Annotated in this window: 19 protein-coding genes and 2 pseudogenes; 12 read left to right on the top strand and 9 right to left on the bottom strand. The window is 75.6% G+C overall.

What is annotated here, in order from left to right; genetic code table 11:
- The first annotated feature begins 119 nt into the window (after positions 1 to 119).
- Positions 120 to 893, top strand: a complete 774-nt coding sequence (locus MM438_RS13495; protein WP_241453566.1) for a histidine phosphatase family protein — start codon at positions 120 to 122, stop codon at positions 891 to 893.
- Complete coding sequence (locus MM438_RS13500; protein WP_241453567.1) at positions 890 to 1,771, top strand: NAD(P)H-hydrate dehydratase; 882 nt, start codon at positions 890 to 892, stop codon at positions 1,769 to 1,771. The genes MM438_RS13495 and MM438_RS13500 overlap by 4 nt, the downstream gene beginning before the upstream one ends.
- A gap of 39 nt (positions 1,772 to 1,810) precedes the next feature.
- Here the strand turns inward: MM438_RS13500 and MM438_RS13505 are convergent, their stop codons facing one another.
- Complete coding sequence (locus MM438_RS13505) at positions 1,811 to 1,972, bottom strand: hypothetical protein (protein ID WP_241453568.1); 162 nt, start codon at positions 1,970 to 1,972, stop codon at positions 1,811 to 1,813.
- A 405-nt stretch (positions 1,973 to 2,377) separates the two neighbouring features.
- On the opposite strand from MM438_RS13505, the gene MM438_RS13515 reads away from it, so the two are divergent.
- A complete protein-coding gene (locus MM438_RS13515; protein WP_241453569.1) occupies positions 2,378 to 3,124 on the top strand; it encodes a PIG-L family deacetylase in 747 nt (248 codons plus the stop codon).
- A gap of 59 nt (positions 3,125 to 3,183) precedes the next feature.
- Here MM438_RS13515 and MM438_RS13520 read toward each other — a convergent pair whose 3' ends face one another.
- On the bottom strand, positions 3,184 to 4,545 hold the full coding sequence (locus MM438_RS13520) for a dicarboxylate/amino acid:cation symporter (protein ID WP_241453570.1): 1,362 nt from the start codon (positions 4,543 to 4,545) through the stop codon (positions 3,184 to 3,186).
- A gap of 165 nt (positions 4,546 to 4,710) precedes the next feature.
- On the opposite strand from MM438_RS13520, the gene MM438_RS13525 reads away from it, so the two are divergent.
- Positions 4,711 to 6,099 (top strand): DUF2786 domain-containing protein, encoded by a 1,389-nt coding sequence (locus tag MM438_RS13525; RefSeq protein ID WP_241453573.1) that lies wholly within the window; start codon positions 4,711 to 4,713, stop codon positions 6,097 to 6,099.
- A gap of 410 nt (positions 6,100 to 6,509) precedes the next feature.
- On the opposite strand, the gene MM438_RS13530 is transcribed toward MM438_RS13525, so the two are convergent.
- Positions 6,510 to 7,190: a uracil-DNA glycosylase family protein gene (locus MM438_RS13530; protein ID WP_241453575.1), complete on the bottom strand. Its 681-nt coding sequence runs from the start codon at positions 7,188 to 7,190 to the stop codon at positions 6,510 to 6,512.
- A gap of 175 nt (positions 7,191 to 7,365) precedes the next feature.
- On the opposite strand from MM438_RS13530, the gene MM438_RS13535 reads away from it, so the two are divergent.
- Complete coding sequence (locus tag MM438_RS13535) at positions 7,366 to 9,228, top strand: phytoene desaturase family protein (RefSeq protein WP_277628422.1); 1,863 nt, start codon at positions 7,366 to 7,368, stop codon at positions 9,226 to 9,228.
- Here MM438_RS13535 and MM438_RS13540 read toward each other — a convergent pair.
- Together MM438_RS13540 and MM438_RS13545 are read right to left on the bottom strand one after the other, a co-directional pair.
- On the bottom strand, positions 9,119 to 9,562 hold the full coding sequence (locus tag MM438_RS13540) for an SRPBCC family protein (RefSeq protein ID WP_241453576.1): 444 nt from the start codon (positions 9,560 to 9,562) through the stop codon (positions 9,119 to 9,121). The two genes, MM438_RS13535 and MM438_RS13540, sit on opposite strands and share 110 nt — an antisense overlap.
- Before the next feature lie 486 nt (positions 9,563 to 10,048).
- On the bottom strand, positions 10,049 to 10,471 hold the full coding sequence (locus MM438_RS13545; protein ID WP_407568213.1) for a transposase: 423 nt from the start codon (positions 10,469 to 10,471) through the stop codon (positions 10,049 to 10,051).
- 394 nt (positions 10,472 to 10,865) lie between these two features.
- On the opposite strand from MM438_RS13545, the pseudogene MM438_RS13550 reads away from it, so the two are divergent.
- A pseudogene (locus MM438_RS13550) lies at positions 10,866 to 11,753 on the top strand (ISL3 family transposase); the annotation flags it as partial.
- Positions 11,754 to 11,761: 8 nt separating this feature from the next.
- Here the strand turns inward: MM438_RS13550 and MM438_RS13555 are convergent.
- Positions 11,762 to 12,587, bottom strand: a pseudogene (locus tag MM438_RS13555) (transposase family protein).
- 142 nt (positions 12,588 to 12,729) lie between these two features.
- Positions 12,730 to 12,852: a type B 50S ribosomal protein L36 gene (gene ykgO / locus MM438_RS13560; RefSeq protein ID WP_241453578.1), complete on the bottom strand. Its 123-nt coding sequence runs from the start codon at positions 12,850 to 12,852 to the stop codon at positions 12,730 to 12,732.
- A 72-nt stretch (positions 12,853 to 12,924) separates the two neighbouring features.
- Here ykgO and MM438_RS13565 point away from each other — a divergent pair, with 72 nt between their 5' ends.
- Entirely contained in the window at positions 12,925 to 13,932 is a 1,008-nt protein-coding gene (locus MM438_RS13565; protein ID WP_241453581.1) for a GTP-binding protein, read from the top strand.
- Between the two features lie 30 nt (positions 13,933 to 13,962).
- On the opposite strand, the gene MM438_RS13570 is transcribed toward MM438_RS13565, so the two are convergent.
- Positions 13,963 to 15,201, bottom strand: coding sequence for an oligosaccharide flippase family protein (locus MM438_RS13570; protein ID WP_241453583.1), 1,239 nt, complete (start codon positions 15,199 to 15,201; stop codon positions 13,963 to 13,965).
- Between the two features lie 55 nt (positions 15,202 to 15,256).
- On the opposite strand from MM438_RS13570, the gene MM438_RS13575 reads away from it, so the two are divergent.
- The 5 genes from MM438_RS13575 (at position 15,257) to MM438_RS13595 (ending at position 23,659) form a co-directional block, all read left to right on the top strand.
- Positions 15,257 to 17,041: a hypothetical protein gene (locus MM438_RS13575; RefSeq protein WP_241453584.1), complete on the top strand. Its 1,785-nt coding sequence runs from the start codon at positions 15,257 to 15,259 to the stop codon at positions 17,039 to 17,041.
- A gap of 107 nt (positions 17,042 to 17,148) precedes the next feature.
- Positions 17,149 to 17,331, top strand: coding sequence for a hypothetical protein (locus MM438_RS13580; RefSeq protein ID WP_241453585.1), 183 nt, complete (start codon positions 17,149 to 17,151; stop codon positions 17,329 to 17,331).
- Between the two features lie 33 nt (positions 17,332 to 17,364).
- Entirely contained in the window at positions 17,365 to 18,642 is a 1,278-nt protein-coding gene (locus MM438_RS13585; protein WP_241453588.1) for a glycosyltransferase family 4 protein, read from the top strand.
- Positions 18,639 to 19,442, top strand: a complete 804-nt coding sequence (locus MM438_RS13590) for a class I SAM-dependent methyltransferase (RefSeq protein ID WP_241453589.1) — start codon at positions 18,639 to 18,641, stop codon at positions 19,440 to 19,442. The genes MM438_RS13585 and MM438_RS13590 overlap by 4 nt, the downstream gene beginning before the upstream one ends.
- Entirely contained in the window at positions 19,439 to 23,659 is a 4,221-nt protein-coding gene (locus MM438_RS13595; protein ID WP_241453591.1) for an alpha-(1->3)-arabinofuranosyltransferase domain-containing protein, read from the top strand. The genes MM438_RS13590 and MM438_RS13595 overlap by 4 nt, the downstream gene beginning before the upstream one ends.
- Here the strand turns inward: MM438_RS13595 and MM438_RS13600 are convergent.
- The gene (locus tag MM438_RS13600) at positions 23,646 to 24,608 is read right to left on the bottom strand and encodes a hypothetical protein (protein WP_241453592.1); all 963 of its coding nucleotides are present in this window, start codon (positions 24,606 to 24,608) and stop codon (positions 23,646 to 23,648) included. The genes MM438_RS13595 and MM438_RS13600 overlap by 14 nt on opposite strands.
- Positions 24,609 to 24,613: the final 5 nt, after the last annotated feature.

A 24,613-nucleotide genomic window follows, 5' to 3' on the forward strand; every position in this document is an offset into this window, starting at 1 on the left:
CGCGACGTGCACACCCCGCGAGCGGCTGGGCGTCGCGGGTTTCGGCATACGGCCGGACGTGTGACCAGAGCGCCCTCCGGGTAGGAGCACCCCGAGATCGCCGAGCGAAGGAGAGACCCGTGCCCGACCAGACCGATCCGATCGCCGCCGGTCGCCGGGCGGCCCCGCGCCGCCTGGTGCTCGTCCGCCACGGCCAGAGCCTGGGCAACGTCGCCGACGCGGAGGCGCGCCAGGCCGGCTCGGGCACCCTCGACCTGGACTTCCGCGACGCCGACACGCCGCTGTCCGACCTGGGCCAGGAGCAGGCCGCCGCGCTCGGCGAGTGGCTGCGGGACCTGCCCGAGGACCGGCGTCCGGACGTCGTGCTCGCGTCGCCCTACGAGCGGGCGCGCACCACCGCGCAGATCGCCCTCGAGCGCGCCGGGCTCGACCACACCCTCGTGCTCGACGAGCGGCTGCGCGAGCGTGACCTGGGGATCTTCGACGGGCTGACCGGGGACGGGATCCGCGCGAAGCACCCCGAGGAGGCCGAGCGGCGCAGCAAGGTCGGCAAGTTCTACTACCGTCCCCCGGGCGGCGAGTCCTGGTGCGACGTGGCCCTGCGGGTGCGCAGCGTGCTCGCGGACATTCGCCAGGAGCATGCCGACCAGGTGGTGTGGGTCTTCAGCCACCAGGCCGTGATCATGAGCTTCCGCCTGGTCCTCGAGGGGCTGGACGAGCAGGGCATCATCACCATCGACACCGAGACGCCGATGCCCAACTGCTCGATGACGTCGTACGACGGGCGCGACGGATCGCTCGACCTGGACACCTATGCGCAGACCGCGCACCTGGACGAGGCCGACACCGCGACCACGCACGAGGAGCCCCAGGCTGCCGAGGCCGACAAGTGAGGCAGCCACGCCCGATCACGACGGGCCTGCTCCGCGACTGGGAGCTCCCGCGAAGCGGCGGCAGCAAGGAGTCCCAGGGTCGCGTCCTGGTCGTCGGCGGCAACGTCCGTATGCCGGGAGGCGTGCTCCTGGCCGCCGAGGCCGCGATGCGCGCGGGCGCCGGCAAGCTGCAGGTCGCGACGGTCGAGCAGGTCGCGGTGCCGATGGCGATGCAGGTCCCGGAGGCCTACGTGGCCGGGCTGCCCGCCGACGCCGACGGCAACCTCGCGCCCGAGTCCGCCGCGGAGATCGTCGAGCTCGCCGCCGACTGCTCCGCGGTGCTGCTCGGCCCCGGGATCATGTCGCCGGACAGCGCGGTCGCCCTGCTGTCCGAGGTCGTGCCGCAGCTCGCGGTGCCCGTCGTCGTCGACGCCCTGGGGATGGCCTACCTCACCGAGCACCGTGACGGCGTCGCCCATCTCGACGGTCGGGCGATCCTGTCGCCCAACCTCGGCGAGCTCGCCGTGACGCTCGGCCTGGACCAGGACGAGGTGTCCGACGACCCGCTCACGCACGCGCGCCGGCTCGCCACCGACGCCAGGGCGGTCGTGGTGACCGGCGCCGCGACCACGGTGATCTGCACGCCCGACGACGCCGCGTGCTGGCAGGACGAGTCCGGCGGCGAGGGCATGGCGGTCTCCGGGTCCGGTGACGTCAAGGCCGGCGTGCTGCTCGGCCTGCTGGGGCGGGGCGCGACGCCGGAGCAGGCGGCGGCGTGGGGCGCCTTCGTGCACGGGCGGGCGGGCGAGCGGCTCGTCGCGGTCCACGGTCGGCGCGGCTACCTGGCGCGCGAGCTCCTCGTCGAGATCCCGCGGACGCTGGCCGAGCTCGACGGCTGAGACTCGGGCTGCCCCGGGCGCGACGCCCGCTGCGGCGGGTCAGCCGTCGATGCCCTGGGCGAGGCCGTCCTGCGTGGGCTCGTCCTCGGCCAGGTGGTCGGCCTCGCGGGTGACGTGGCCGTCAGGGTGGACGACCCCTGCGGCCTCGGTGGAGGGGCCCTGGTCGTCGGGCACCAGCAGGTCCAGGTCGTCGTCGCTCATGCCCCCAGGATGCGGCTCCGGCACCGGACCGGCCAGCCCCGGCCGCCCCTCGGACACCCTTCCCGACATACGGTGAAGGCATGGACCTCAAGAACGCTCACGACGTCGCAACCGCTCCCCTGATGGTGCTCGGCCTGGCGGGCGGCTTCGCCCTGGCGCGCGAGACGGGCATCCGACCGCTCGGTGGCGTCCTGCTCGGCGGTGCGGGCCTGCTCGCGGGCCGCACCTGGCTGGCCAAGACCGACCCGGCGACCACGGCGGCGCTGTCGGCGGTCTACCTGGGCGGTTTCGTCGGGTCGCACAAGCTCGCCAAGGCGATCGGCGCCTGGCCGTCCGTGGCGGTGGTGACCGCGGCCTCCGCGGGGGCGGCCTACGCGCTCTCGACCGGCGCTGACCGACGCCGCCGTGTCCGGGCCCAACGCGCCGGGACCGTGGCTGGTCGTGGCGCCGCACCTGGACGACGCGGTCCTGTCCTGCGGGTGGCTCGTGGCGCGCGCCGACCCCGTCGACGTGCTGACCGTGTGCACCGGCCGGCCGGCGCCTGCCGTGGTGCGCGGCTGGGACCGCGCGTGCGGGTGGCGCGACTCCGACGAGGCGATGGCCGGGCGGCTGGCCGAGGACGAGGCGGCCTTCGCAGGCACCCCGCACCGACGACACCTGCTCGGGCTGCTCGATCAGCAGTATGTCGACGGCGAGCGGTCCTCCACGGACGCGCGCCTGCTCACCGGGTGGGTCGCCCGCTGGCTCGACGCCCGCCCCGAGGGGGTGGCGCTCGTCCCCGCCGCCACCGGCTGGGTGCCGCCCGACGACCCGGACGCCCTGGGCGCGCGCTGCCCCGAGCGGGACGTGCCTGGCGTCAACGGGGATCACCGGTGGGTCCGCGACACCGTGATCGCCGGGCTCGCCGACACGCACGCCGGACGGGTCGGGATCTACGAGGACCTGCCCTACCTGTGGGGGCGACCCGGTGCCGACGAGGTCGCACGGCTGCCCCTCCCCCTGGTCCCGCACGAGGTGCCGGTCGACCGCCGGACCAAGGCGCACCGGATCGCGGCCTACGCCTCGCAGCTGGACCTGCTCACCCACGAGGGGCGCCGGCTGGACGACCCCGACGTGCTGCCGCCCACCGAGCGCTGCTGGCTGCCCACCTGACCGCAGGCTGCCGGCCGGGCCGCGACACCGCCGTGGCCCGGCCGACGAACGCCGCGAGCTCAGGCCAGCGCCGGCTCCCGGGTGTCCGATCCGACCTCGGACACCGGGACCGTCGCCCGCGGCGCGTCGTAGGCCGCCTGGTCGAGCAGACCCTCGCGGCGAGCCACGACGACCTGCACCAGCACCTGGCCGGCGACGTTCACGGCCGTGCGCCCCATGTCCAGGATCGGGTCGATGGCGAGGAGCAGCCCCACGCCCGCGAGGGGCAGGCCCAGCGTGGACAGGGTCAGGGTCAGCATGACGATCGCGCCGGTCAGACCCGCGGTGGCCGCGGACCCGATCACCGACACGACGACGACGAGCAGGTAGTCCAGCGGCGACAGGGGCACGCCGAAGAACTGCGCGACGAAGATCGCGGCCACGGCGGGATAGATCGCCGCGCAGCCGTCCATCTTGGTGGTGGCGGCCAGGGGGCTCGCGAAGGCGGCATACTCTCGCGGCACCCCGAGCCGCTCGGTGACCTGCTGGGTCATGGGCAGCGTGCCGAGCGAGGACCGGGAGACGAAGCCGAGCTGGATCGCCGGCCATGCGCCCCGGAAGTAGCTGCGCGGGCTCAGCCCGTGGGCGAGCAGGATCGCGGGATAGAGCGCGAGGAGCACGATCGCGAGCCCGGCGTAGATCGCCAGGGCGAAGGCGCCGAGCTGACCCAGCGAGGACCAGCCGTACGTCGCGACGGCGCGGCCCACGAGCCCGATCGTGCCCAGGGGCGCCAGGAGGATGACCCACCACAGGACCTTCTGCACGATGGCCAGCACCGAGGCGTTGAACCGCAGGAAGGGCTCGGCGGCGTCGCCGACCTTGACGGCGGCGATCCCGACGACGAGCGCCACGACCACGAGCTGCAGGGCCTTGAACGAGACCGAGGACTGCAGCGCGCCGTCGACCTCGTGGATGGTGACGGCCAGGCCGAGGACATTGGTCGGGACGAGCTGGTCGACGAAGTCCAGCCAGCCGCCGTGGGTGCTCGTGGCCTGCGCGGCGGTCCGGGCGATGGTCGTGTGCCGGCCCGGCTGGATCAGCACGCCCAGGCCGACGCCGACGAGCACCGAGGCCAGGGCCGTGATGGCGAACCACAGGAGGGTCTTGCCGGCGAGCCGGGCCGCGTCGGCGACCCCGCGCAGGTTGGCGATCGAGGCGATGATCGCGGTCACGACCAGCGGCGGCACCAGCGCCTTGAGCAGGGTGACGAAGGTCGACCCGACGGTGTCGAGCAGGACGGTCAGCCCGTTGTCCCCGCCGTCGGCGGTGGGTCCGAGGGTCAGGGCCGCCCAGCCGAGCCCGAGGCCGAGCACGAGGGCGAGGACGATCTGCAGGGAGAAGGACGGCAGCCGAGGTCGGCGCGCGACGGATGAGGTGGGCATGAGGCCTTCCGAGGACGTTCTTGCATAACTGACGGTTCAACTTTGCATAACGTCAGATTATTTCTGGGAAGACGCCGCCGATGTGGTTGTGTGGGCGCGTCGACGAACGGGCCGGACCCGCGCGGGCCGCAGCGGCGCGCCCGGGCGGGCGGAGAGGTGGAGCTCATGGGTGACGCGACAGGGGGTCGCGGGGCGGCGCCGGACGAGCGGGCGGCGCTGGCGGAGCGGGCGACCCGGCTGGCCCTCGACGGTGTGACGGCACTGGTCCGCGAGGTGCTGTGGGACCTCGACGACGCGGTGACCGACCTGGTGATGCTCGCCGGGTCCGGCGGCGCCGAGGTGGTCGACCAGACCCTGACGCAGCGGCTGCGTGACGTCCTGCAGGAGCGGTGGCGCACCGGCTGGCAGCCCCTGGACCTGCACCACGTCGTCCAGCGGGCCGACCTGCACGTGCGCGCCGAGGCCCCGGTGATCGGGCGGGTCGCCGCGCTGGTCGGGGACCTGGTGAGCAACGACCTGAGCCGGTATGCCGCAGCGACGGTCGAGCCGCGCTGGCACGACCAGCTGGCGATCATCCAGGCCTCGGGCGACGGGGGCGCGGCCGGAAGCGGTGCCGGCCGCCGCGGCGCGGGCCGCCGGACCGCCGAGAGACACACCGCCGAGGGGCACCGCGCCACCACCTGGCTGGGCGCGCGGGCGTCGTCGTGGGGGCGGTCCGAGACCTACGAGGCGGCCCTGCGCCTGGAGCACGTCCTGCGCCGCGTCCCCCCGCTGCAGCAGCTCGGCGCCCTGCCCGGCCACGCCACCGCGCCGACCACCCGCCGCACCGACGTCGACGACAAGGTCCTCGCCCGGGTGCGACAGCTCCTCGCCAAGGCCGAGTCCACGACCTACGAGGCGGAGGCGGACACCTTCACCGCGGGCGCGCAGGCGCTCATGGCCCGGCACAGCATCGACCACGCCCTCCTCGCGGCGACCGCCGCCGGGAGCGGGCCCGAGGTCGGCGAGCGACCGGACGGCAGGCGGCTGTGGATCGAGACGCCATACGTCCGGGAGAAGGTCCTGCTCCTCGGGGTCGTCGCCGACGCCAACCGCGCCCGCAGCGTCTGGGCCAAGGAGGACGGCTACGTCACGCTGCTCGGCTTCGGGCCCGACCTGGACGCGGTGGAGACGCTCTACACCTCGCTGCTCGTCCAGGCCACGCGGGCGATGCACGGGGAGGGCAAGCGTCAGGACGCGTACGGCGGCTCGCGCACCCGCAGCTTCCGGCAGAGCTTCCTGGCGGCCTTCGCCACCCGCATCGGCGAGCGTCTGGCCGAGGTGACCGCGGCCGCGACCGAGCAGGCCACCGTGGCCGCACGCGAGCGGGGCGGGCAGGAGCTCGTGCCGGTGCTGGCCGCCCGCGAGGAAGCCGTGGAGTCCTATCTGGGAGAAGTGTTTCCGCAGCTGCGCACGGTGTCGATGCCGCTGGGGCGGGACCGGGAGGGTGACGCGAGGGGACGGCGCGCCGCGGACCGCGCCTCGTTGTCCTGGGGTCGCCCGCTCGACCGCTGACCTGCACCTGGGACCGGCCTCCGGCAGGGTTCGCGAGCCGGGAGCGGGACTGCCTGCCGGCTCCGGCCGACGGTGCGACCAAGGTCGCGGCGGGGGTCCCCCATGGGTGGAGGAGCTCGCGAGCAGGTCCATCCCCTGGGGGGATGCGAGCGGTCGGCCCCCGGCGCCATCCTGGAACCACATCCTCGCCACCCGGCGGCCTGCTTGCGTGGGATGAGAGCTCTCGCAGGACGACCTGCGCACGCGGGATGGCCTCCGGACGTGGGACGACCCGCTGGTCGCCGCCGGGTCGGCGGGGACCCGGTGGGCTCCGGCCGACCGGGGCCGGTGCGGCCGGTCTGGGGGCGGCCGCACCGAGCCAGGGCCGCAGCGCTCCTTCAGGGGGAGAGCGCTGTGGCCCTTTCGGACGCTCAGCAGGCCTGGGCCGCCTCGGCGAGCCGGGCCACCAGGTGCTCGCGGTGCGGCACCCCGTCACGACCGCGCATGTGCCAGGCGAGCGGGCTCGGCGAGGGAGCGGTCAGCACGGTCAGCGGCAGCGTCAGGAGGGCGGGCTCGGCCCGGGCCGCGGCCCGCCAGGTCGTGGCGGCGCCCCCGCCGAGGAGCACGACCGCCCGCGCGGACGGCAGCGACCCCAGCAGCTCCAGCAGGTATGGCGCAGCACGGCGCGCCTGCTCACCCACGCGCCGGCGTCGTCCGGGGGTCTCGTGGCGGTCGGGGTCCTCGACCCACCAGGGCACCACGTCGGCGAGCAGGGTCTCGGCATACGGCAGACCGGCCTGGTCGAGCGCCGTCAGCAGGTTGCCCGAGGCGGGGTCGTCGCGGTGCGCCGTGGCGAGACGGGCACCGCGGACGGCCGAGCAGCGAGGGTCGCGGCGCAGCAGCACCACGCGGGCCCGCACGCCCCCGCCGAGCGGGTCCGGCCAGGGCACGTCCTCGCCGGTCTCGTCCCGCAGCCGGCGCACCCGCTCGACCAGGGGTGCGACGTGCGGCCGGTCCAGCAGGGCGAGGCGTCCGTCGAGGGCGGCCTGGTCGTCGTCGGGGAGCAGCACCCCCGCGTCGGCGGCGGGACGGTTGCGGGGTGCGCGGGCCATGGCTCGACCCTAGGGGCCGCGGACGCGTCGGCGGGGACTGGTGTCGGCCGGATCCGGTCCTTGCCGTCCCGTCCCATCCCTCGCCGTCCCGTCCGTTCTCGACCCTCGGCGAGGCGCCGAGATCGCGGGTGGGCAAGGCGCCCGCTCGCCCCTCGGGTGCGGCATCGTGGGGGTCATGGCCCTCCGCCCCACCGCCCCCACCCCGACGGCCGACGCCACTCCCACCGAGCCCGCCCCGACCGGCGCCGCCCGCCCGACCCAGATCGTCGACGCCGTCGTCGTCGGGGCCGGTCACCACGGCCTGGTCGCCGCCACCACCCTGGCCGACGCCGGGTGGGACGTCCTCGTCCTCGAGGCGCGCGACACGGTCGGCGGCGCCGTCTCGTCCCGCGACGTGGACGGGTGGGTGATGGACGAGTTCAGCGCCTGCCACCCCCTGGGGGCGGCCTCACCGGTGCTGCGGGCGCTGGACCTGCCGGCATACGGCCTGCAGTGGGCGCACGCCCCCCGCCCGGTCGTGCACGTCGCCGACGCCGACGACCGGCACGGCTCCACGGTCGAGACCCGGGCCGAGGACACCGCCGCGCTGCTGGACGCCGAGCACCCGGGCGACGGGCAGACCTGGCTGCGGATGGTCCACCAGTGGGAGTCGATCCGCGAGCCGCTGCTCGCGAGCCTGCTCACCGCCTGGCCGCGGGTCCGACCGATCCCCGCGCTGCTGGCCGGGATCGGTGCGGCCCAGCTGCCGGACTTCGTGCGGTTCGCGCTGCTGCCGGTGGACCGGATGGGCGTGGAGCTCTTCGGCGGGGCACGCGGCGGCCAGATCCTCGCGGGCAACGCGATGCACGCCGACATCCCCCCGGAGGCGCCGGGCAGCGGCCTCTTCGGCTGGATCATGTCGATGCTCGCCCAGGACGTGGGCTTCCCCTCGCCGCGCGGCGGCACCCAGCGACTCGCCGACGCGCTCGCGGCTCGCGCCCGGGCGGCCGGCGCGCAGGTCGAGACCGGGCAGCGGGTGGCCCGCATCGCGGTGTCCGGCGGCCGGGCGCACGGCGTGGAGACCGTCGACGGCCGCCGCGTCCGAGCGCGCCGCGCGGTGATCGCCGACACGAGCGCCCCCGACCTCTACGACCGGCTGCTCCCCGCCGACGCGGTGCCCGCCGGGCTGCGGGCCCGCCTGGACCGGTTCGCCTGGGACCTGCCGACCCTCAAGCTCAACTACCGCCTGTCCGCGCCGATGCCGTGGCTCGCCGAGCGCGCTCGCGGGGCCGCCGTCGTCCACGCCGGGCAGGACCGGAACGGTCTCGTCCGCTGGTCGGCCGACCTCGGGTCCGACCGGGTGCCCGAGCGGCCCTTCGCCCTGGTGGGGCAGATGTCGACGATCGACCCGACCCGCTCGCCGGACGGCACCGAGACCCTGTGGCTCTACACCCACCTGCCCCGCGGCGTCACCGACACCGCCGCGGCCCGGCAGCTCACGCACGCCTCCGAGTCGCTGCTCGAGGACCTGGCCCCGGGCTGGCGCGACCTCGTCGTCGACCGCTGGGACCAGACGCCGGAGGGCCTGCACGGCAGCAACGCCAACCTCGGCGACGGCGCGGTCGGCGGCGGGACGATGCAGCTCTTCCAGCAGGCGATCTGGCGGCCGACCACCGGCCTCGGGGCCGCGCACCCACGTCGCCGGGCTCTACCTCGGCAGCGCCGCGGTCCACCCCGGCGGCGGGGTCCACGGCGGCTGCGGCTACCTCGCGGCACGGGCGGCCCTGGCGGACCGGTCCTGGTGGGGGCGGCCGGCGCGGCACCTGAGCCTGGCCGCGCTGCACCGCCTGCATGCCGAGCTGCCGACAGTGCGTTGAGCGCCCCCGCTGACCGCACGACGAGGGCGGCCCCCGCTCGGGGTGCCGGCCCCGTCCGCGGTGCGCCGACCCTCAGCGGGGCTCGGTCGCCTGCTCGGCGATCAGTGCCAGGCGCAGCAGCGCCTCGCGGTTGCGCCTGGCCACCCCGGCCTGGCGCAGCTGGTGCGGGACGATCTGGGTGACGCCGGCGACGGTGTCCTCGCGCATGCTGATCAGGGTGCCGCCGGACTCCGGCTCCAGGGTGATCTCGACGGCGGCGCGGGTGAACGGGCGGGCCTTGGCCTGCAGCACGATGCGGCGGCCGGGCTCCACCACCCGGACCGTGGTCTCGTCGTCGAGCAGGGTCGGCCAGGCGCCGACGCTGTGGTGCAGGCGGGCCCCGACGGCCGGCCAGTCCGCGGAGACCGCGCGCATCCGGGAGGCACCGACCACCCAGCAGGGATAGGTCCAGCCGTCGGCGAGGACACGCCATACCTCGTCGGGGGTGGCCGTGGTGCGTCGCTGCTCGGTGTGCATGGGAATCCTCCTGGTGCGGGTGGGTGTCCAGCATGCCCGGCGGTCGGCCCGAGCGGGGCCTTGTGAGCACGCCGCACGCGTGGCCCTGGTCGCCGCGTCCTCGACCCTCCCTGTGACGTCTTCCTGCGAACGTTCCACGCTGCCCGGGGACTCGTCCGCACGCGACGGATGAGCGCGGAGGGCACATGAGCGATCTCGGGGGTGACCCTGCTCAGGGGCGAGGGCCTGGTGGCCGATGCGGTTCAGCCGCTGCCATGGGCTGCGCGGGTCTCCGGGATGCCGTATCTACCGGGTGGCGGCCGGAACCAGGTGAGCACGCTTCGGGTGGTCCTGGAAGGCATCGACGACTCCGGGGGGAGATCTGTCCGCGGGCGTGGATCTGGGGGACGGCGCCACCAGGACTGTGGGAAGCCTGACCAAGAGCCCCACGTCGGTGGACCTGGTGACCACGGCCGACCAGGGTCGGGAGTGTCGCTAGCTCCTCTGTCAAGCGGCGAGGTAGAGCTGAGTTCGTTGGTCGGTTCGTAGGGCTTGGTAGATGGTCCTGGAGAGGTGGCGCTTGAGGACGCGCAGGGCTTCGCGGCCGGATTTGCCGCTCTCGACGCGGCGCTTGATGAGGTCCTTGGCGGGTTGGTGGTGGCGGGCCTGGGTGAGGGCGATGCGGTGGATCGCGGCGTTCAGTTGCCGGTTCCCGGTTCGTGACAGTCTGTGACGAGGCGCGTTCGATGACCAGACCGGCAGGGGCGCGGTGCCGTTGTAACTGGCGAACGCGTCGCTACTGGTGAAGCGCTCGATGCCGGCGGTCTCACCGAGGATCTTGGCGGCGGTCAGGGCGGCGCAGCCAGGGATGGCCAGGAGTGCGGGTGCGTGCTCGAGCGTGAGTTCTTCGAGCTCTTGCTCCAGGAGCATTTTTTATTTGGTGCTCTGACCTGCGGTGATGAGCATCCAGACTGCGGTGGTGATGGTGGTGAGGCGGTGTGGGCTGCCGCGGTAGCGGCGTAGGACGCGCCAGTTCTTCAGAAGGGCGTTGGCGCGTTCGCCGCGGGCTCGGAGCTTGGCTTGGGAGGCGTTGACGGCACGTTCGTTGACCGAGAGGTCTCGGCGTGCGAAGTGGCCGGTGTCGTGGTGGCGGTGGACGGCGCGGATGGGGGTGGTGACTCCTGGCGCCGATGCCGGTGTATCCGGCTCTTCCTACCTGAGCGTGGGTTGAGCACGGCGTCCGGCTCGGTGGTGGGGTAGGGGTCGAGGTCCCTGGCAGCATCAGAGGACTCTTACCTCTCCTGATCGCCGAAGGACCTCGACTGTGCCCGACTCTACTTCGCCGTGCCCTGCTGGTGGTTCGTGCTCGTCGTGTGACACGTGGTTGGGGCTGCCAGGCATGAGAGTGCTCGATGTCGCCGAGCGCGGTGGCGGGCTGGTGGTACGGGTCGAGTCCGTCCCCGAGGTCGCGGGCTGCCCGGCCTGCGGGGTCGTCGCTCACGCGCACGATCGTGACGAGGTGGCCCTGGTGGACGTGCCCTCGTTCGGTCGCCCGGTCCGGTTGGTGTGGGTCAAACGCCGCTACGCCTGCCCCGAACCGGCCTGTGGGGCAGGAACTTTCAGTGAGCAGGACGAGGCTGTGGCGGCCCCGCGGGCGCTGCTGACGACCCGCGCCGTGGCCTGGGCCGTCGAGCAGGTCCGCCGCGAGCACGCCTCCATCGCCGGCCTGGCCAGGCAGCTGGGCGTGCAGTGGAACACGGTGTGGCACGCCGTGCGTGCCCGGCTCGAGCAGCTCGAAGCGGACCCGGCTCGGTTCGACGGTGTCAGGATGCTCGGGGTCGACGAGCACGTATGGCATCACGTCGACCAGCGCGTGCGGGGCCCGAAGATGCTCACCGGGATGGTCGACCTGACCCGCGACGAGCACGGACGGGTGCGTGCGCGGCTGCTTGACCTCGTGCCCGGCCGGTCCGGTGCCGTGTACGGCGACTGGCTCACCAGCAGGGGTGAAGCCTTCCGCGCCGGGGCTCAGGTCGCGACGTTGGACCCCTTCCACGGGTACAAGAACGCCATAACCGAGCACCTGCAGGATGCGACCGCCGTCGTCGATGCCTTTCACGTGGTCAAGCTCGCCACGACCTGTGTCGACGACGTGCGCCGCCGCGTCCAGCAAGACACTCTCGGGCACCGCGGCCGCAAGGGCGACCCCTTGAGCCTTTTTCATCTGGTGCTCTGACCTGCGGTGATGAGCATCCAGACTGCGGTGGTGATGGTGGTGAGGCGGTGCGGGCAGCCGCGGTAGCGGCGTAGGACTTGCCAGGCCTTCAACAGGGCGTTGGCGCGTTCGCCGCGGGCTCGCAGGCGGGCTTGGGCCGCGTTGACGGCTCTCTCGTTCGCCGAGAGGGTCCGGCGTTGGAAGTGGCCGGTCGTGCGGTGGCGGTGGACGGCGCGGATCGGGGTGGTGACTCCTGGCGCCGATGCCGGTGTATCCCTTGTCCGCGAGGACGAGCAGGCCCTGGGCGGTCAGGGGCGCCAGGGCGTCGGGGACGTGGTGCTGCCGGGCGGCGCGGACATCGTGGCAGGCGCCCGGGACCGCTGGGGAGCACCACACGAGGTCACCTCGCCCGGAGGCGAGGACCTGCACGTTCATGCCGTGGCGGTGTGTCTTGCCGCTGTAGTGGGCCCGGTCGGCGCCCTTGGGTCTGGTCCGCACGCGGTCGGTCCCCGGTCACGGTGCCGCCCCTGGATCAGGTAGGCCTTCGACCGTGCCCGCTCCAAGGCGTCGTCGAGGGTGGGGGCCATGCCGGCGAGCACCTCGCAGGCCTCCACGACGTACCGGTAGACCGTGGCGGTGCCGATACCGAAGCCGGCCGCCGGCGCGGTGTACGTGTGGTTGTCGTGGCTGGTGGGCCAGGACCAGCAGTGCTTGCCGGGCCGGTGACAGCCGCCGCCAGGTGCCCCGACGGGCACGATCCTGAGCCAGGGCGCGGGTCAGGACATCGTGGGCGGTGGTGGACACGGGCAGCCCGACGGGATAGACAAGCACAGCGAAGCTCCTGGCACAGCGACGATCTAGTCAATCCCCGCTCCTACCAGGAGCTTCGCCCCACCCCACGCCACCACGCCGCCCACCCAACACCCTGCCAGCCAAGATGGAAAAGGCTCCTGGCCGGCAGCCCGGCGGGCAGTCAGCCCTGGCGTCCCTTGAAGCGCGGGTTGAGCTTGTTGACGACATAGATCTTGCCGCGGCGACGGACGACCTGGGCGCCGGGCTGGTTCTTGAGGGACCGGATCGAGGCGCGAACCTTCATGGACAGCTCCTTGTGAGATAATGATTCTCACTAACGATAGCAGTCGAGAGAGGGAGTCAGCACGTGGAGCCGGTGGGCGTCATCGCAGTGGTCGGGGCGTGCAGGCCGGAGCGGCAGCACCACACCGTGGAGCTGGCCCGACGGACGGGACGGGCCCTGGTGCCCGCCGCGGAGCTGACCGACCACGCCGACCCGCTGCACCACGCCGTGCGCCTCGCCTCCTGGGCCGACGCAGGCGCCGGGGTCGTGGTCGAGGTCCCCGACGTGGCCCCGCCCACCGAGCTGGTCGGGACCTTCGCCGATGCCGAGGGCGGCACCCGGCTGGAGGGTCTGGTGTGCGTCGTCGACGCGGCCCACCTCGTCGCCGAGCTGGACCGTGACGACTACCTGCCGCCCCGCGACAACGACGCGGCGCCCCTCGCGCGCGCCCAGCTGACCGTCGGGCAGATCGAGCTCGCGTCCACCCTCGTGCTCGTCGGCTGGGAGTCCCTGCCCTCCGGCGAGCTCGCCGTCGTCAGGGCGCTCCTGAGCCACCTGAGCCCGCTCGCCCAGCTCCACCTGCACCGGCGTCCCTCCCCGCCGGTGGCGACCACCGAGCCGTATGCCGTGGCGCAGGCCCGGCCCGGCTGGGTGAGCCTGCTCAACGGCGACTTCGACCCCCAGCAGACCGACCCGGGGGTCAGCGCCTTCCGCTACGAGCAGGTCCGCCCCCTGCACCCGGGCCGGCTGATGGCGGTGCTCGACCGGATCGAGGGCGGGGAGCTCGGGGTGCTCGTCCGCTCGATCGGCTTCTGCCGCCTCGCGACCCGACCGCACGTCACGGCGCAGTGGGAGCACGTGGGCCGGATGTTCGCCCTCACCCCGTTGACCCGCGACGACCGCCTCGCGGACGACGAGGAGCTGCTCGCCATCGGCCAGGACATCGCTCTCGTGGGCCTGCGGCTGGACCGGGAGGGCCTCACCGCCGCCCTGGACGGCGCCGCGCTCACCGACGAGGAGCTGGCCGCCGGGCCGCTGTCGTGGGCCGCGCTGCCCGACCCCTTCCCCCGCTGGGAGCAGGTCTCGGACCACGCCGACTGACGCCGACCGGCCCGAGCGACGGGCGCGCGATCAGGGAGCACGAGGGGCCGGCGAGGGGCCGGGGCTGCGGCGCACCAGGACGAGGGCGACCACGACCAGGACGGCCACGCAGGCGAGCACCGCGAGCACCACCGCGGCCACGCTCGCGTGCCACCAGGCGACGGCGGCGACCGCGGCGACCACGGTGACCCAGACCGCGGCTCCCACCCGGCGCCCGTGCACCGCGAGGTCGGCATACACCAGCACCTGCACCAGGGCGAGCAGCACCCCGAGCGCGGTGAAGGCCCAGGCCAGCGGCGCCAGCTCGCCGACGAACCGCGCCCCGCCCACGACCCGCACGAGCAGGTCCCCGAGCCCCGCCGCGAGCGCCACCCCGATCGCACCGACGCCGGCCGTCAGCCCCAGCGCGGCCCGCAGCGCGGCGGGGCGCTCGGCCGGCCGGGCCATGCGCGGGTAGTACAGCGTCGCGAGGAACTGCGGCCCCCAGAAGGCGACCTTCTCCAGGAGCGCGCCCATCGTGTAGGTCCCGGACCGGCCGTCGGCGAGGTGGTGCCGCGCGAGCAGCACGTCGAGGCTGGACAGCACCAGCAGCCCGGCGGTGGGCGCGGACGCGGCCAGGGCCTCGCGGGCGCGGGCGATCCCGTCGGTCCAGGTGCGGTCGTATGCCGGAAGGGTCTCCCCATCGCCCGCCCGCGTGCGTCGCACCAGCGCGGCGCCGGCCAGGGCGAGGAGCACCCAGCCGCCGGCATACCAGCAGGTGACGCCCAGGACACCCTGGCCGAGCGAGGCGGTGACGAGCGCCGCGAGGACCTTGACCACCCCGGTCAGCAGCGCGAGCAGCCCCACCGCACCGAAGGCCTCACGGCCCTGCAGCAGCCCGATGGCCGCCGAGGTGAGGGTCAGGGGGACCGCGGAGGACGCGAGCACGAGGACCGGCCACGGGGAGTCCAGGTGCAGGGCGGGGGCGACCAGCCAGGCGCACCCGGCGAGCAGCAGCGCGGGTCCCCCGCCGAGGAGCAGCGCGGCGCCGAGCAGGGGTCGTGCGCCCGCGGCCGCACCACCCGCCACCCGCCGCGCCGTCACCAGCTGCAGGCCCACGCCGGGGACGGTCAGGATCGTGGACAGGTTGACCAGCGAGCCGACGGCGCCGAGGTCGGCGGGGGGCAGGACCCGCCCGAGCACGACGAAGAAGGCATAGCCGAGGAGCGCCCCCGCGAAGGTCCCCGCGAAGAGCACCGCCCCGGCCGGCACGGCACGACGCGCGCGCATGGGGCCTCCTGGAGATCGCGGCTGCTGGGCCCGGTCAGCGTGCCATAGTGCCTGCATGCCGCGCCGACAGCCGGAGCCGCTCGGGAGGGGACGGCGGACGACGGGTCCGCTCGGGTCGCCTGCGCCGCGGGCCGCCCTGGCCGGGTGCGCGACCGCGCTGCTGGTCACCGCGCTGTGGCTGTGGCCGGCGCTGGGTCGGGGGCAGCTGCTCCACCGCGACTTCGTGCAGGTGCCGCAGCCCGCGCTGGGGGTGACGGCCCTCGGGCTCGGCGACCAGGGCCCGCGGGGGGTGCCGCTGGACGCGGTGACCGCGCTGTTCGCCACCGTGGTGCCCACCGCCCTGCAGCAGCAGGTCATGCTGCTCGCGTCGCTGGCCCTGGCCGGCTGCGGGACGGCGGTGCTGCTGCGGCGGCACGGGACGGCGGCCACGGTCACGGCGGCGGCACTGACCTGCTGGCATCCCTACCCGGCGGAACGGCTGCTCCTCGGCCAGCCGCCGACCCTGCTCGCCTGGGCGATGGTGCCCTGGCTGGTGGCGGCGGTGCGTCTCGACACCTCACGGGCCCGTCGCCTCGGGGCCGTGCCGGCGGCTGCCCTCCCCGCCGCCCTGACGCCGTACGGCGGACTGCTCGCCCTCCTCACCGTGGCCCTGACCAGCGCGCTCACCCGCCGCGGGCGAGACCTCGGGGTCCTGCTCGGCCTCGGTGCCGCCTGGTGCCTGCCCTGGGTCGTGGCCGGGCTGCGCGGCTCCGCCGGGACGGGTGAGCGGGCGGGGGCGGCGGCCTTCGCGGTGCGGACGGGCGGTATGCCGGACCTGCTGGACGTCCTCACCGGCGGCGGGGTCTGGGCGCCGGGGGCCACCCTGGCCTCCCGCGCGGGCGCACCCGCCCTGGTCGCGAGCGCCCTCCTGATGGCCGCGGCGCTGGGGGTGCTGCTGCGGCCGCACCCGCGCTGGGGCCAGGGACGGACTGACGACGGGCAGTCGGGCGACCGGAGCGAGGTCGACCGGAGCGGCGCCGGGCGCGAGGGCGCGCAGGACCACCACCGGGACGGACCTGGCGTGCGCCTGCTGCTCGGGCTGGCGCTGCTCGGGCCGCCGTCGCTCGCGCTGCTCCTCGCGACCGGCCCGGGGCTCGCGCTGTGGGGCGCCGCCCAGGCCGTCCCCGGCGTCGGGATCCTGCGCGACACCCATCGCTGGCTCGGGGTGAGCGCCCTGGCCCTCGCCGTCCTGGTGGGGCTCGGGGTGGCTCGGGTCCCGGCCCTGACGTCCGCGGACCGGATCCGCCCCACCCGGCCCGGGACCGTGCTCCCGACATACCGGCTGCCGCAGGTGCTGCAGGCCACCGCGACCGTCGTGGTCCTGGCGCTGGCGGCGCTGTCCTGCCCGGACGCGCCCGCCCGGCTGCACCGGGTCTATCGCCCGGTGGCCTGGCCTGCGGGCTGGGACCAGGCGGTGGCGGCGATCGGGGACCGGACCACGCTGGTGCTGCCGTGGCAGCCCCTGCGACGCCAGGGCTGGGTGGGCCCGGAGCCCTTCCTGGACCCGCTGCCGCTGGCGCTGCCCGGCCGGGCGCTCAGCTCGCGCGACCTGGCCGTGCGCCGGGACGGGCGCACCCTGGTGGTCGGTCACGACGACCGGCGAGCCGCGGACGCCTGGCGGCGGGGCGACCTCGCGACGCTGCGCGCCCTCGGGGTGCAGGCGGTGGCGGTGTGGACGAGCACGCCCGGGGCCGTCGGCTCCCCGCCGCCCAGCGCCCGTCAGGTGCCCACGACCGGCCCGCTGCAGGTGTGGCTGCTGGACGGAGCGTCCGTCGGCCGAGCCCCTGGGGCGACGCCGTGAGACAGTGGGGGACGGGTGGCGCCCGGCGCCTTACCCTACCTACCGGTAGTAGCCACTCCGCCGTAGCCGCTCGACTCCCCGGCCCCGCCGAGACGAAGAGGTCCCCCATGTCGCAGACCACCGGACGCGCCTCCGCCGCCCTGATCACCGCCGTGTGCTGCCTGCTCGGGCTCGGCGCCGCCACCGTCGCCGTCAACGCGATCGCCTCGTCCGCGCCCAACGACGCCAAGGCCGGCACCTCCCAGGGCAACCAGCTGACGGCCGACGAGCTGATCAACTACGGCGGCTGACCGCCCGTCTCGCTGATCACCCCCTGGTCCCCCGTGCGCATCGCCGTCCTCAGCTGGCGTGACCTCACGCACCCGGAGGGCGGCGGCGCCGAGCGCTACGCCCACACGGTGTGCGCGGGCCTGGCTGCCCTGGGGCACGAGGTCACCCTGCTGTGCGCCGACCACGGCGGCGCCCCCCGACGCGAGCGGCACCCCGACGGCTACCGGATCCTGCGCCAGGGCGGCCGGCTCGGGGTCTATCCGCGCTCGCTGCTGCGGCTGCGGTCCCTGGAGCGGGCGCAGGGCCGCCTCGACGTGGTCGTCGACGTGCAGAACGGCCTGCCCTTCGCCGCCCGTCTCGCCACCCGCACCCCGGTCGTCGTCCTCGTGCACCACGTCCACCGCGAGCAGTGGCCGGTGGTCTTCGGGCGGGTCGTCGCGACGCTGGGCTGGTGGCTGGAGTCCCGGGTCAGCCCGAGGCTGTATGCCGGCTGCCAGTACGTCGCGGTCTCCGGGCGCACCCGCGACGAGCTCGCCGAGCTGGGCGTCCGCCCCGAGCACGTGTCGGTGATCCACAACGGCACCGAGCTGCCCCTCGACCTGGGCGAGCCGCGCGCGGCGGAGCCCCGCCTGGTCGTCCTGGGGCGCCTGGTCCCCCACAAGCGGGTCGAGCTGGCCGTCGACGTCGTGGTGGCGCTGCGCGAGCGGCTGCCCGGGCTGCGGCTGCACGTGATCGGTGACGGCTGGTGGCGCGACGAGATCGCCGCCCACGTGCAGGCCGTCGGCGCCGGGGACGCGGTCGCCCTGCTCGGGCACGTCGACGAGGAGACCAAGCACCGCGAGCTCGCGGCGGCATGGGTCTGCCTGGCCCCGAGCCTCAAGGAGGGCTGGGGCCTGAGCGTGATCGAGGCCGCCTCCCACGGCGTGCCCACCGTGGCCTTCCACGGCGCGGGCGGGCTGTCCGAGTCGGTGCTCGACGGCTTCACCGGGCTGCTGGCCCACGACCAGGCCGAGCTCGTCGCCCACACCGAGCGGCTGCTCACCGACGACGCGACCCGCGCCGAGACGTCCCGGGCCGCCCGCGCCCACGCCCGCCGCTTCTCCTGGGCCGACACGGTGCGCCGCTGGGACGGGCTGCTGCGGCACGTCGCCGCCGGTCTCGACCCCGTCGCCGAGGTCGACCAGGTCGTGGCGACCCCGGCGGACCCGGGCCGGCCGGGGTCCGCGACAGGGCCCGACCTGCCCGGGTCGGAGCAGCCGGGGTCGGACCGTCCCGGACCCGAGCGCCCCGGACCTGACCGCCCCGACGCCGCCGAGCGGGTGAGCGCATGACCGCTCCGGCCTGCTCCCCGGCGCCGGTGCCGGCCCACCGGCAGTCGACCCGGCCGCTGCCGCCGCTCGCGCCGGAGGGATCGCTGCGCCGGTCGGTGCAGCTCTTCCGGGCGTTCACGGTCGAGCAGACCGACCCGGCCTACTTCTACGGCCTGCTCGCCGTCGACTCGGTGCGCGAGGCCCGCCGCTGGTGCGCCCTCGACGGGGCGACCATGGTCGACGTGGGCGGCGGGCCCGGATATTTCGCCGACGCCTTCCGCGCGGCCGGGGTGCGCTACGCCGGGATCGACCCGGACGCCGGCGAGCTGGAGCGCCGCGGCGACGTCGCCGACGACACCCTGCGCGCGTCCGGGCTGGCGCTGCCGATCGCCGACGACGCGGTGGACCTGACCTACTCCAGCAATGTCCTCGAGCACGTCCCCGACCCCGAGCAGATGCTCGCCGAGATGGTGCGGATCACCCGCCCCGGCGGGACCGTCGTCGTGTCCTGGACGCCGTGGCTGTCGCCGTGGGGCGGGCACGAGACCTCGCCGTGGCACTACCTCGGAGGCCGGCGCGCCGCCGACCGCTATGCCCGCCGCCACGGACACCGACCCAAGAACGACTTCGGCGTCTCCCTGCACGCCTGCTCGATCGCGCGGACCCTGCGCTGGGTGCGGGCGCAGGAGCGGGCAGGGCGCGTCTGGACCGTCGAGGTCCTCCCGCGCTATCACCCCTCCTGGGCACGCTGGCTGATCCGGGTGCCCGTCGTGCGCGAGGTGCTGTCCTGGAACGCCGTCGTCGTGCTGCGGGTGCGATGAGCGGGTCCGACCCCCGAGCCGCGCAGGTCGTCTGGCGGGCACGCGTCCTCGCCGGGTGCCTGCTCCTCGCCGCCGTCGCCTTCCTGCAGGCCGGGGGGCGGGTCGCGCCGGACACCAAGCTCGACCTGACCGTCGACCCGGTGGCCTTCCTGCTGCGGTCGCTCCACGTCTGGGACGCGAGCCAGCTCGGCCAGCTGCAGAACCAGGCCTACGGCTACTGGTGGCCGATCGGACCGGTCCACGCCGTGCTGCGCACCCTGCTCGTCCCGGAGTGGGTGACGCAGCGCCTGTGGTGGACGATCGTGCTGATCACGGCCTTCCTGGGCTTCTGGCGGCTCGCGCGGGCGGTCGGGGTCGGCGGGCCCTGGTCGCGCTACCTCGGGGCGCTGCTCTACGCCCTCTCCCCGCGCATGCTCGCCGAGGTCGCGGTCACCTCCATCGAGGTGTGGCCCTATGCCGTGGCCCCCTGGGTGATCCTGCCGCTCGTCGACCCCCGCCCTCGGCGACCCTGGCAGCGGATCGTGCTGTCCGCCGCGGCCTTCGGGTGCGTGGGTGGCGTCAACGCCGTGGCCACGGGGGCGGTTCTCGTCATACCGACGCTGTGGTGGGTCACCCGGGCCCGGTCGCTGCGCGCCGCCCGCGACGGGCTGGCCTGGCTCGGCGCCTGCCTGCTCACCGGGGCCTGGTGGCTGGGGCCGCTGCTCGTCCTCGGCCGCTTCAGCCCGCCCTTCCTCGACTGGATCGAGAACGCCCCGGCGACCACGAGCACGGCGAGCGCCTTCAGCGCCCTGCAGGGCACGACCGCGTGGCTGACCTACCTGCGGGTCCCGAGCGGCCCCACCTGGCCCGCGGGCTGGCAGCTGGTCGCCAAGCCGCTGCTCGTCGCGGTGAGCACCGCCCCGGCAGTGGTCGGCCTCGTCGGGCTGGCGCTCCCGCGGCTGCGGGAGGGAGCCTGGTGGCGCCTGTGCGCGCTGACCGGGCTGGTGCTGCTGACCCTGGGCTTCGCCGGGCCCGCGCACGGACCACTGGTCGGGGTGGTGCAGGACCTGCTCGACGGGCCGCTGGCCGCGTTGCGCAACATCCACAAGTTCGAGCTGGTGGTGCGGATCCCCCTGCTGATCGGGCTGGTCCACGCGCTGCACCGGCTCGGGGCCGTGACCTGGGCCGCTCCCTCCGGGCGCCGGTCGCTCGCCGGCCTGCTGCCCCGCCCGGTCGCCGGGGTGCTCGCCGGGGCCCTGGTGGTCGCCGCCGCCGGCCCGGCGTTCGCGACCACGCTGCCGCGCCAGGGCACCTTCACGCAGGTGCCGGACTACTGGCGTGACGCCGCCCGCTGGCTCGACGCGCAGCCCGGCCCGGGCAGCGTCCTGGTGGTGCCGGCCGCGCCCTTCGCCGAGCTGACCTGGGGTGCGCCCCGCGACGAACCCCTCCAGGCGCTGATGCGCCGCCCCTTCGCCGTGCGCGACGCGGTGCCGCTCGGGTCGGCAGGAGCCACCCGGCTGCTCGACGAGGTCGAGCGCTCGCTGCGCACCGGCGTCGCCGTCCCCGGCCTGCGAACCGCCCTCGCCGACGCGGGGATCCGTTATCTCGTGGTGCGCGGTGACCTGCGCGCCGCGGCCCGGTCGGCGCCGCCGCTCGCCGTCCACCAGGCCCTCGCCGACGCGGGGATCCCCCGGGCGCGCGCCTTCGGACCGGCCTCGGGCAGCACCCTGGAGACCCCGGACCTGACCCTGGACGAGCGCACCCTGCTGCCCTATCCGAGCGTCGAGGTGTATGACGTGGGCCCCGTCGAGCAGGCGCGTCTGATCCCCGTGGCGGCCCTGCGGTCGGTCACCGGCGGACCCGAGGACCTGCCCTACCTGGCGCGGGCGCTGCCCGCCCGGGTCGGGGTGCTCGGGCACGACGTCGACACGCTGCTGGGCGGCGCGACCGGGGGCGCCGTGCGGGCGGCCCTGCCGGGCGGGCGGCTGCGCGAGGTGCTGACCGACGGCAACCAGGAGCGCGAGGTGAGCTTCGGCCGGGCCTCGGACAACCGCTCGCCGGTGCTGGCTGCAGACGACCCGGGCACCACCGGGCGCCGGGTGCGGGACTACCTCGTGGACCCCCGGGCGCGGCGGACCGTGCTGCGCTGGGAGGGCGTCGCGGGGGTCGCCGCGTCGAGCTCCACCGCCGACGCCGGGTCGCTGCTGCACGCGAGCGTCGGTGACGGTCCGGCCGCGGCCCTGGACGGCGACCCCGCGACCCGCTGGCGCTCCGGGGTCGACCTGCCCGGTGCCCGGCCCTGGCTGGAGATCAGGCTCGACCGGCCGCGGGACCTGCGGGGCACCACGGTGACCCTGGCCCGGCCCGCGCCGGGGGCCGCGCTGCCGACCACCCTCGAGACGCAGACCGACTCCGGGACCGCCGCGACCCTCGTGCCCTTCGCGCGGCCGATGGATCCCCTCACGCTGCAGCTGCCCCCGGGCCCGACCACCCGGCTGCGGGTCCGGCTGCGCACCCTCGGCCCCGGCGCCGACGCCGGCCTGGCGATCACCCAGCTCACCGTCCCCGGGATCCTGCCCGTGCCTCGGCTGCAGCTGCCGGGCACGCCCTCCGGCACCCCCGACGTGGTCAGCCTGCGCCGTCAGGAGCCCGGCCGCGACGGCTGCCTGCGCCAGGGAGGTCGCCCGCTGTGCGCCGCCGGGCTGATCGTGGCGGGCGAGGAGCAGGTCGGGCTGTTCCGCGGGTTCACCACTGCCGCGCCGCGCCGCTACGCCTGGTCCGGGACCGTCCGCCCGCGCGCCACGCCGCAGGCCGCCGCGCTGCTCGAGCCCCCGGTCGGCGTGCGCGCCACCGCCACGTCCAGCCGGGTGCCCTCGCTGCTCGGCCGGCCCGGGGCCGTCGTGGACGGCGACCTGGGCACCGGGTGGGTCGCGTCGGCCGAGGACCCCGCGCCCACCCTGACCCTGCGGCTGCCGACCCGCCGCCGGATCGGCGGGCTGGTGCTGCGCGTGGACCAGCACCTCGCCGCCGCCCGGCCCACCCGGGTCACCGTGCGGCTCGGCGGCCGCGCTCTGGACCGCACCGTCGGCCCGGACGGCACGGTCCGGCTGCCCCCCACCGTCACCGACCGGGTGGACCTGGTCCTGCGCGAGCGTGAGGTGGTCCGCTCGGTCGAGGCCGCCACCGGCATCGTGCAGCACCTGCCCGCCGGGGTCTCCGAGGTGCAGCTCCTCGGCGCCCAGGACCTGGTCCGCGGGGCCCTGCGCACCGCCCCCGTGGGCGCGGCCTGCGGGTCCGGACCCACGCTCACCGTCGACGGCATCCCCCAGCCCACCCGCCTGGTCGGCACCGTCGGCGACCTGCTCGCCGGGCGGGCGGTGCGCTGGATCGGCTGCGGGAACGCGACGCTCGCGCTCGGAGCGGGCGACCACCGCGTCGACGCCCCGGCCGCGGCGGCCTGGCAGCCGGAGTCCCTGCAGCTCGTGGCCACCGACGCCGCGGTGGCTGCGGCGCCTGCCTCCGGCATACCGCTGCAGGACGGCCGCTATCGGCTGCCCGCGCGCTCCACCCCCGCGGTCCTCGCGCTCCCGCACAACGCCAACGACGGCTGGGTCGCCGTCGACGGGTCCGGCGCCCCGCTGCAGCCGGTGCGCCTGGACGGGCGGGCGCAGGGGTGGCTGGTGCCGGCGGGCGAGGCGACCTGGGTCCGCGAGAGCTATGCCCCGCAGCAGCCCTATGCCTTCGCCCTCGCGGCCGGGCTCCTGCTCCTGGCGGGTCTGCTCGTGCTGGCGGTCCGGATCCTGCGCCACCCCCGCGAGGGCTCGGCACCGCTGCCCGCGGCCTCCTGGGCGGGGCCTGCGGTCGCCGTGCTGGCGGTCCCGGCGCTGGGTCTGGCCTGGGGTCTCACCGGTATGACGGCCGCCTGCGGCGGCATCCTCCTCGGGGGCGCCTGCGGGTGGCTCGCCCGCCGACGCGCGGCCGGGCAGCCGGCGGTCCCGCCCGCACGGTGGGCGTGGCCGGCCGCGCTCCTCACGACCCTGCCGGCCCTGCTCGCGGGCTGCGCGGGTGCGGCGGCGGTGGCCCTGGTGTGCGCGCAGCCGTGGGGCGCGGGCGGGGCGGCTCTGCGGTCCTGGTGGGTGCAGGCGCTGGTGCTGGGCGGGTTCGCCCTGGCCGTGGCGCGCTCCTGCCCCGACCCCGCGCGGGGCCGGGGCAGGAGCGACGACGTCAGCGCCCGGTGAACGTGCGGTCCAGGGTCACGCCCTTGGTCGCGCGGTAGGGCAGCGCGGCATACTCCGGAACGGTCGCCGCGGCGCCGATCGTGAGCAGGTAGGGACGCATCAGCATGGTGCCGTCCCGGCCGACGCCCACCTGGCCCGCCCTGACGCCCCTCGGGTGGGCGGGGGACAGGTGGTAGACGTCGTACCGCACCGGGCTGCCGTCGCGGTCCGTCACCGCCACCGGCACCACGGCCGTGTCGCCCCGCACGCCCACCACCTCGGTGCTCGCGTCACCGTTGCGCCCCGGCCACGCGGACGGCGTGGACACGCGGTCCGCGGAGATCACGGACACGTTGCCGTCGTCGCAGCACCCGTGCCACAGAGCCAGGTGGTGGTTACCGAGCCAGGTCTGGACGTGAGGCACCTGGTACTCCACCGCAGGCTGGCCCTGGGCGTCCACCGGGAAGGTCTCCTGGGCGATGGTGCGCATCCCCCTGCCGGTCACCGAGCCGACCCGCACCGACCGGGTGCCCCGGCCGTCGTGGTTGACGTCGGGCGAGAGGACGGTGACCGCGAGCCGGGTGCCGTCGGGCGAGATCCGTGCCGAGGCGACGTACGGCATGACGGTGTTGACCCGGCCGTCCTTGATGCGGAGCAGCGTGCTGGAGTACGGACCTCCCTGCCGGCTGACCGCCCACACCGTGCCGTCCGGCGCGATGCCGGCGTCCGTGAACGGGTTGTTGGCGCCCTTCATGACGGCGGTCGCGAGGGTCCGGGTCACGACCCCGGTGCGCCGGTCGACGAGCTGCAGCCGGGCGGTGCGACCGGTGTGGGTCGCGGCGAGGTAGGACGTGGTCACGCTCGGGCGGACAGCGGCGGCAGCGGGTGCGGCGGGTGCGGCAACGGCTGCCGGGGAGCCGAGGACGCCTCCGGCGGTCAGGGCTGCGGCGGCGATCAGGGTGCGGGACATGGGTG

It is taken from the genome of Arsenicicoccus dermatophilus, assembly GCF_022568795.1.
Classification (GTDB): Bacteria; Actinomycetota; Actinomycetes; order Actinomycetales; family Dermatophilaceae; genus Arsenicicoccus; species Arsenicicoccus dermatophilus.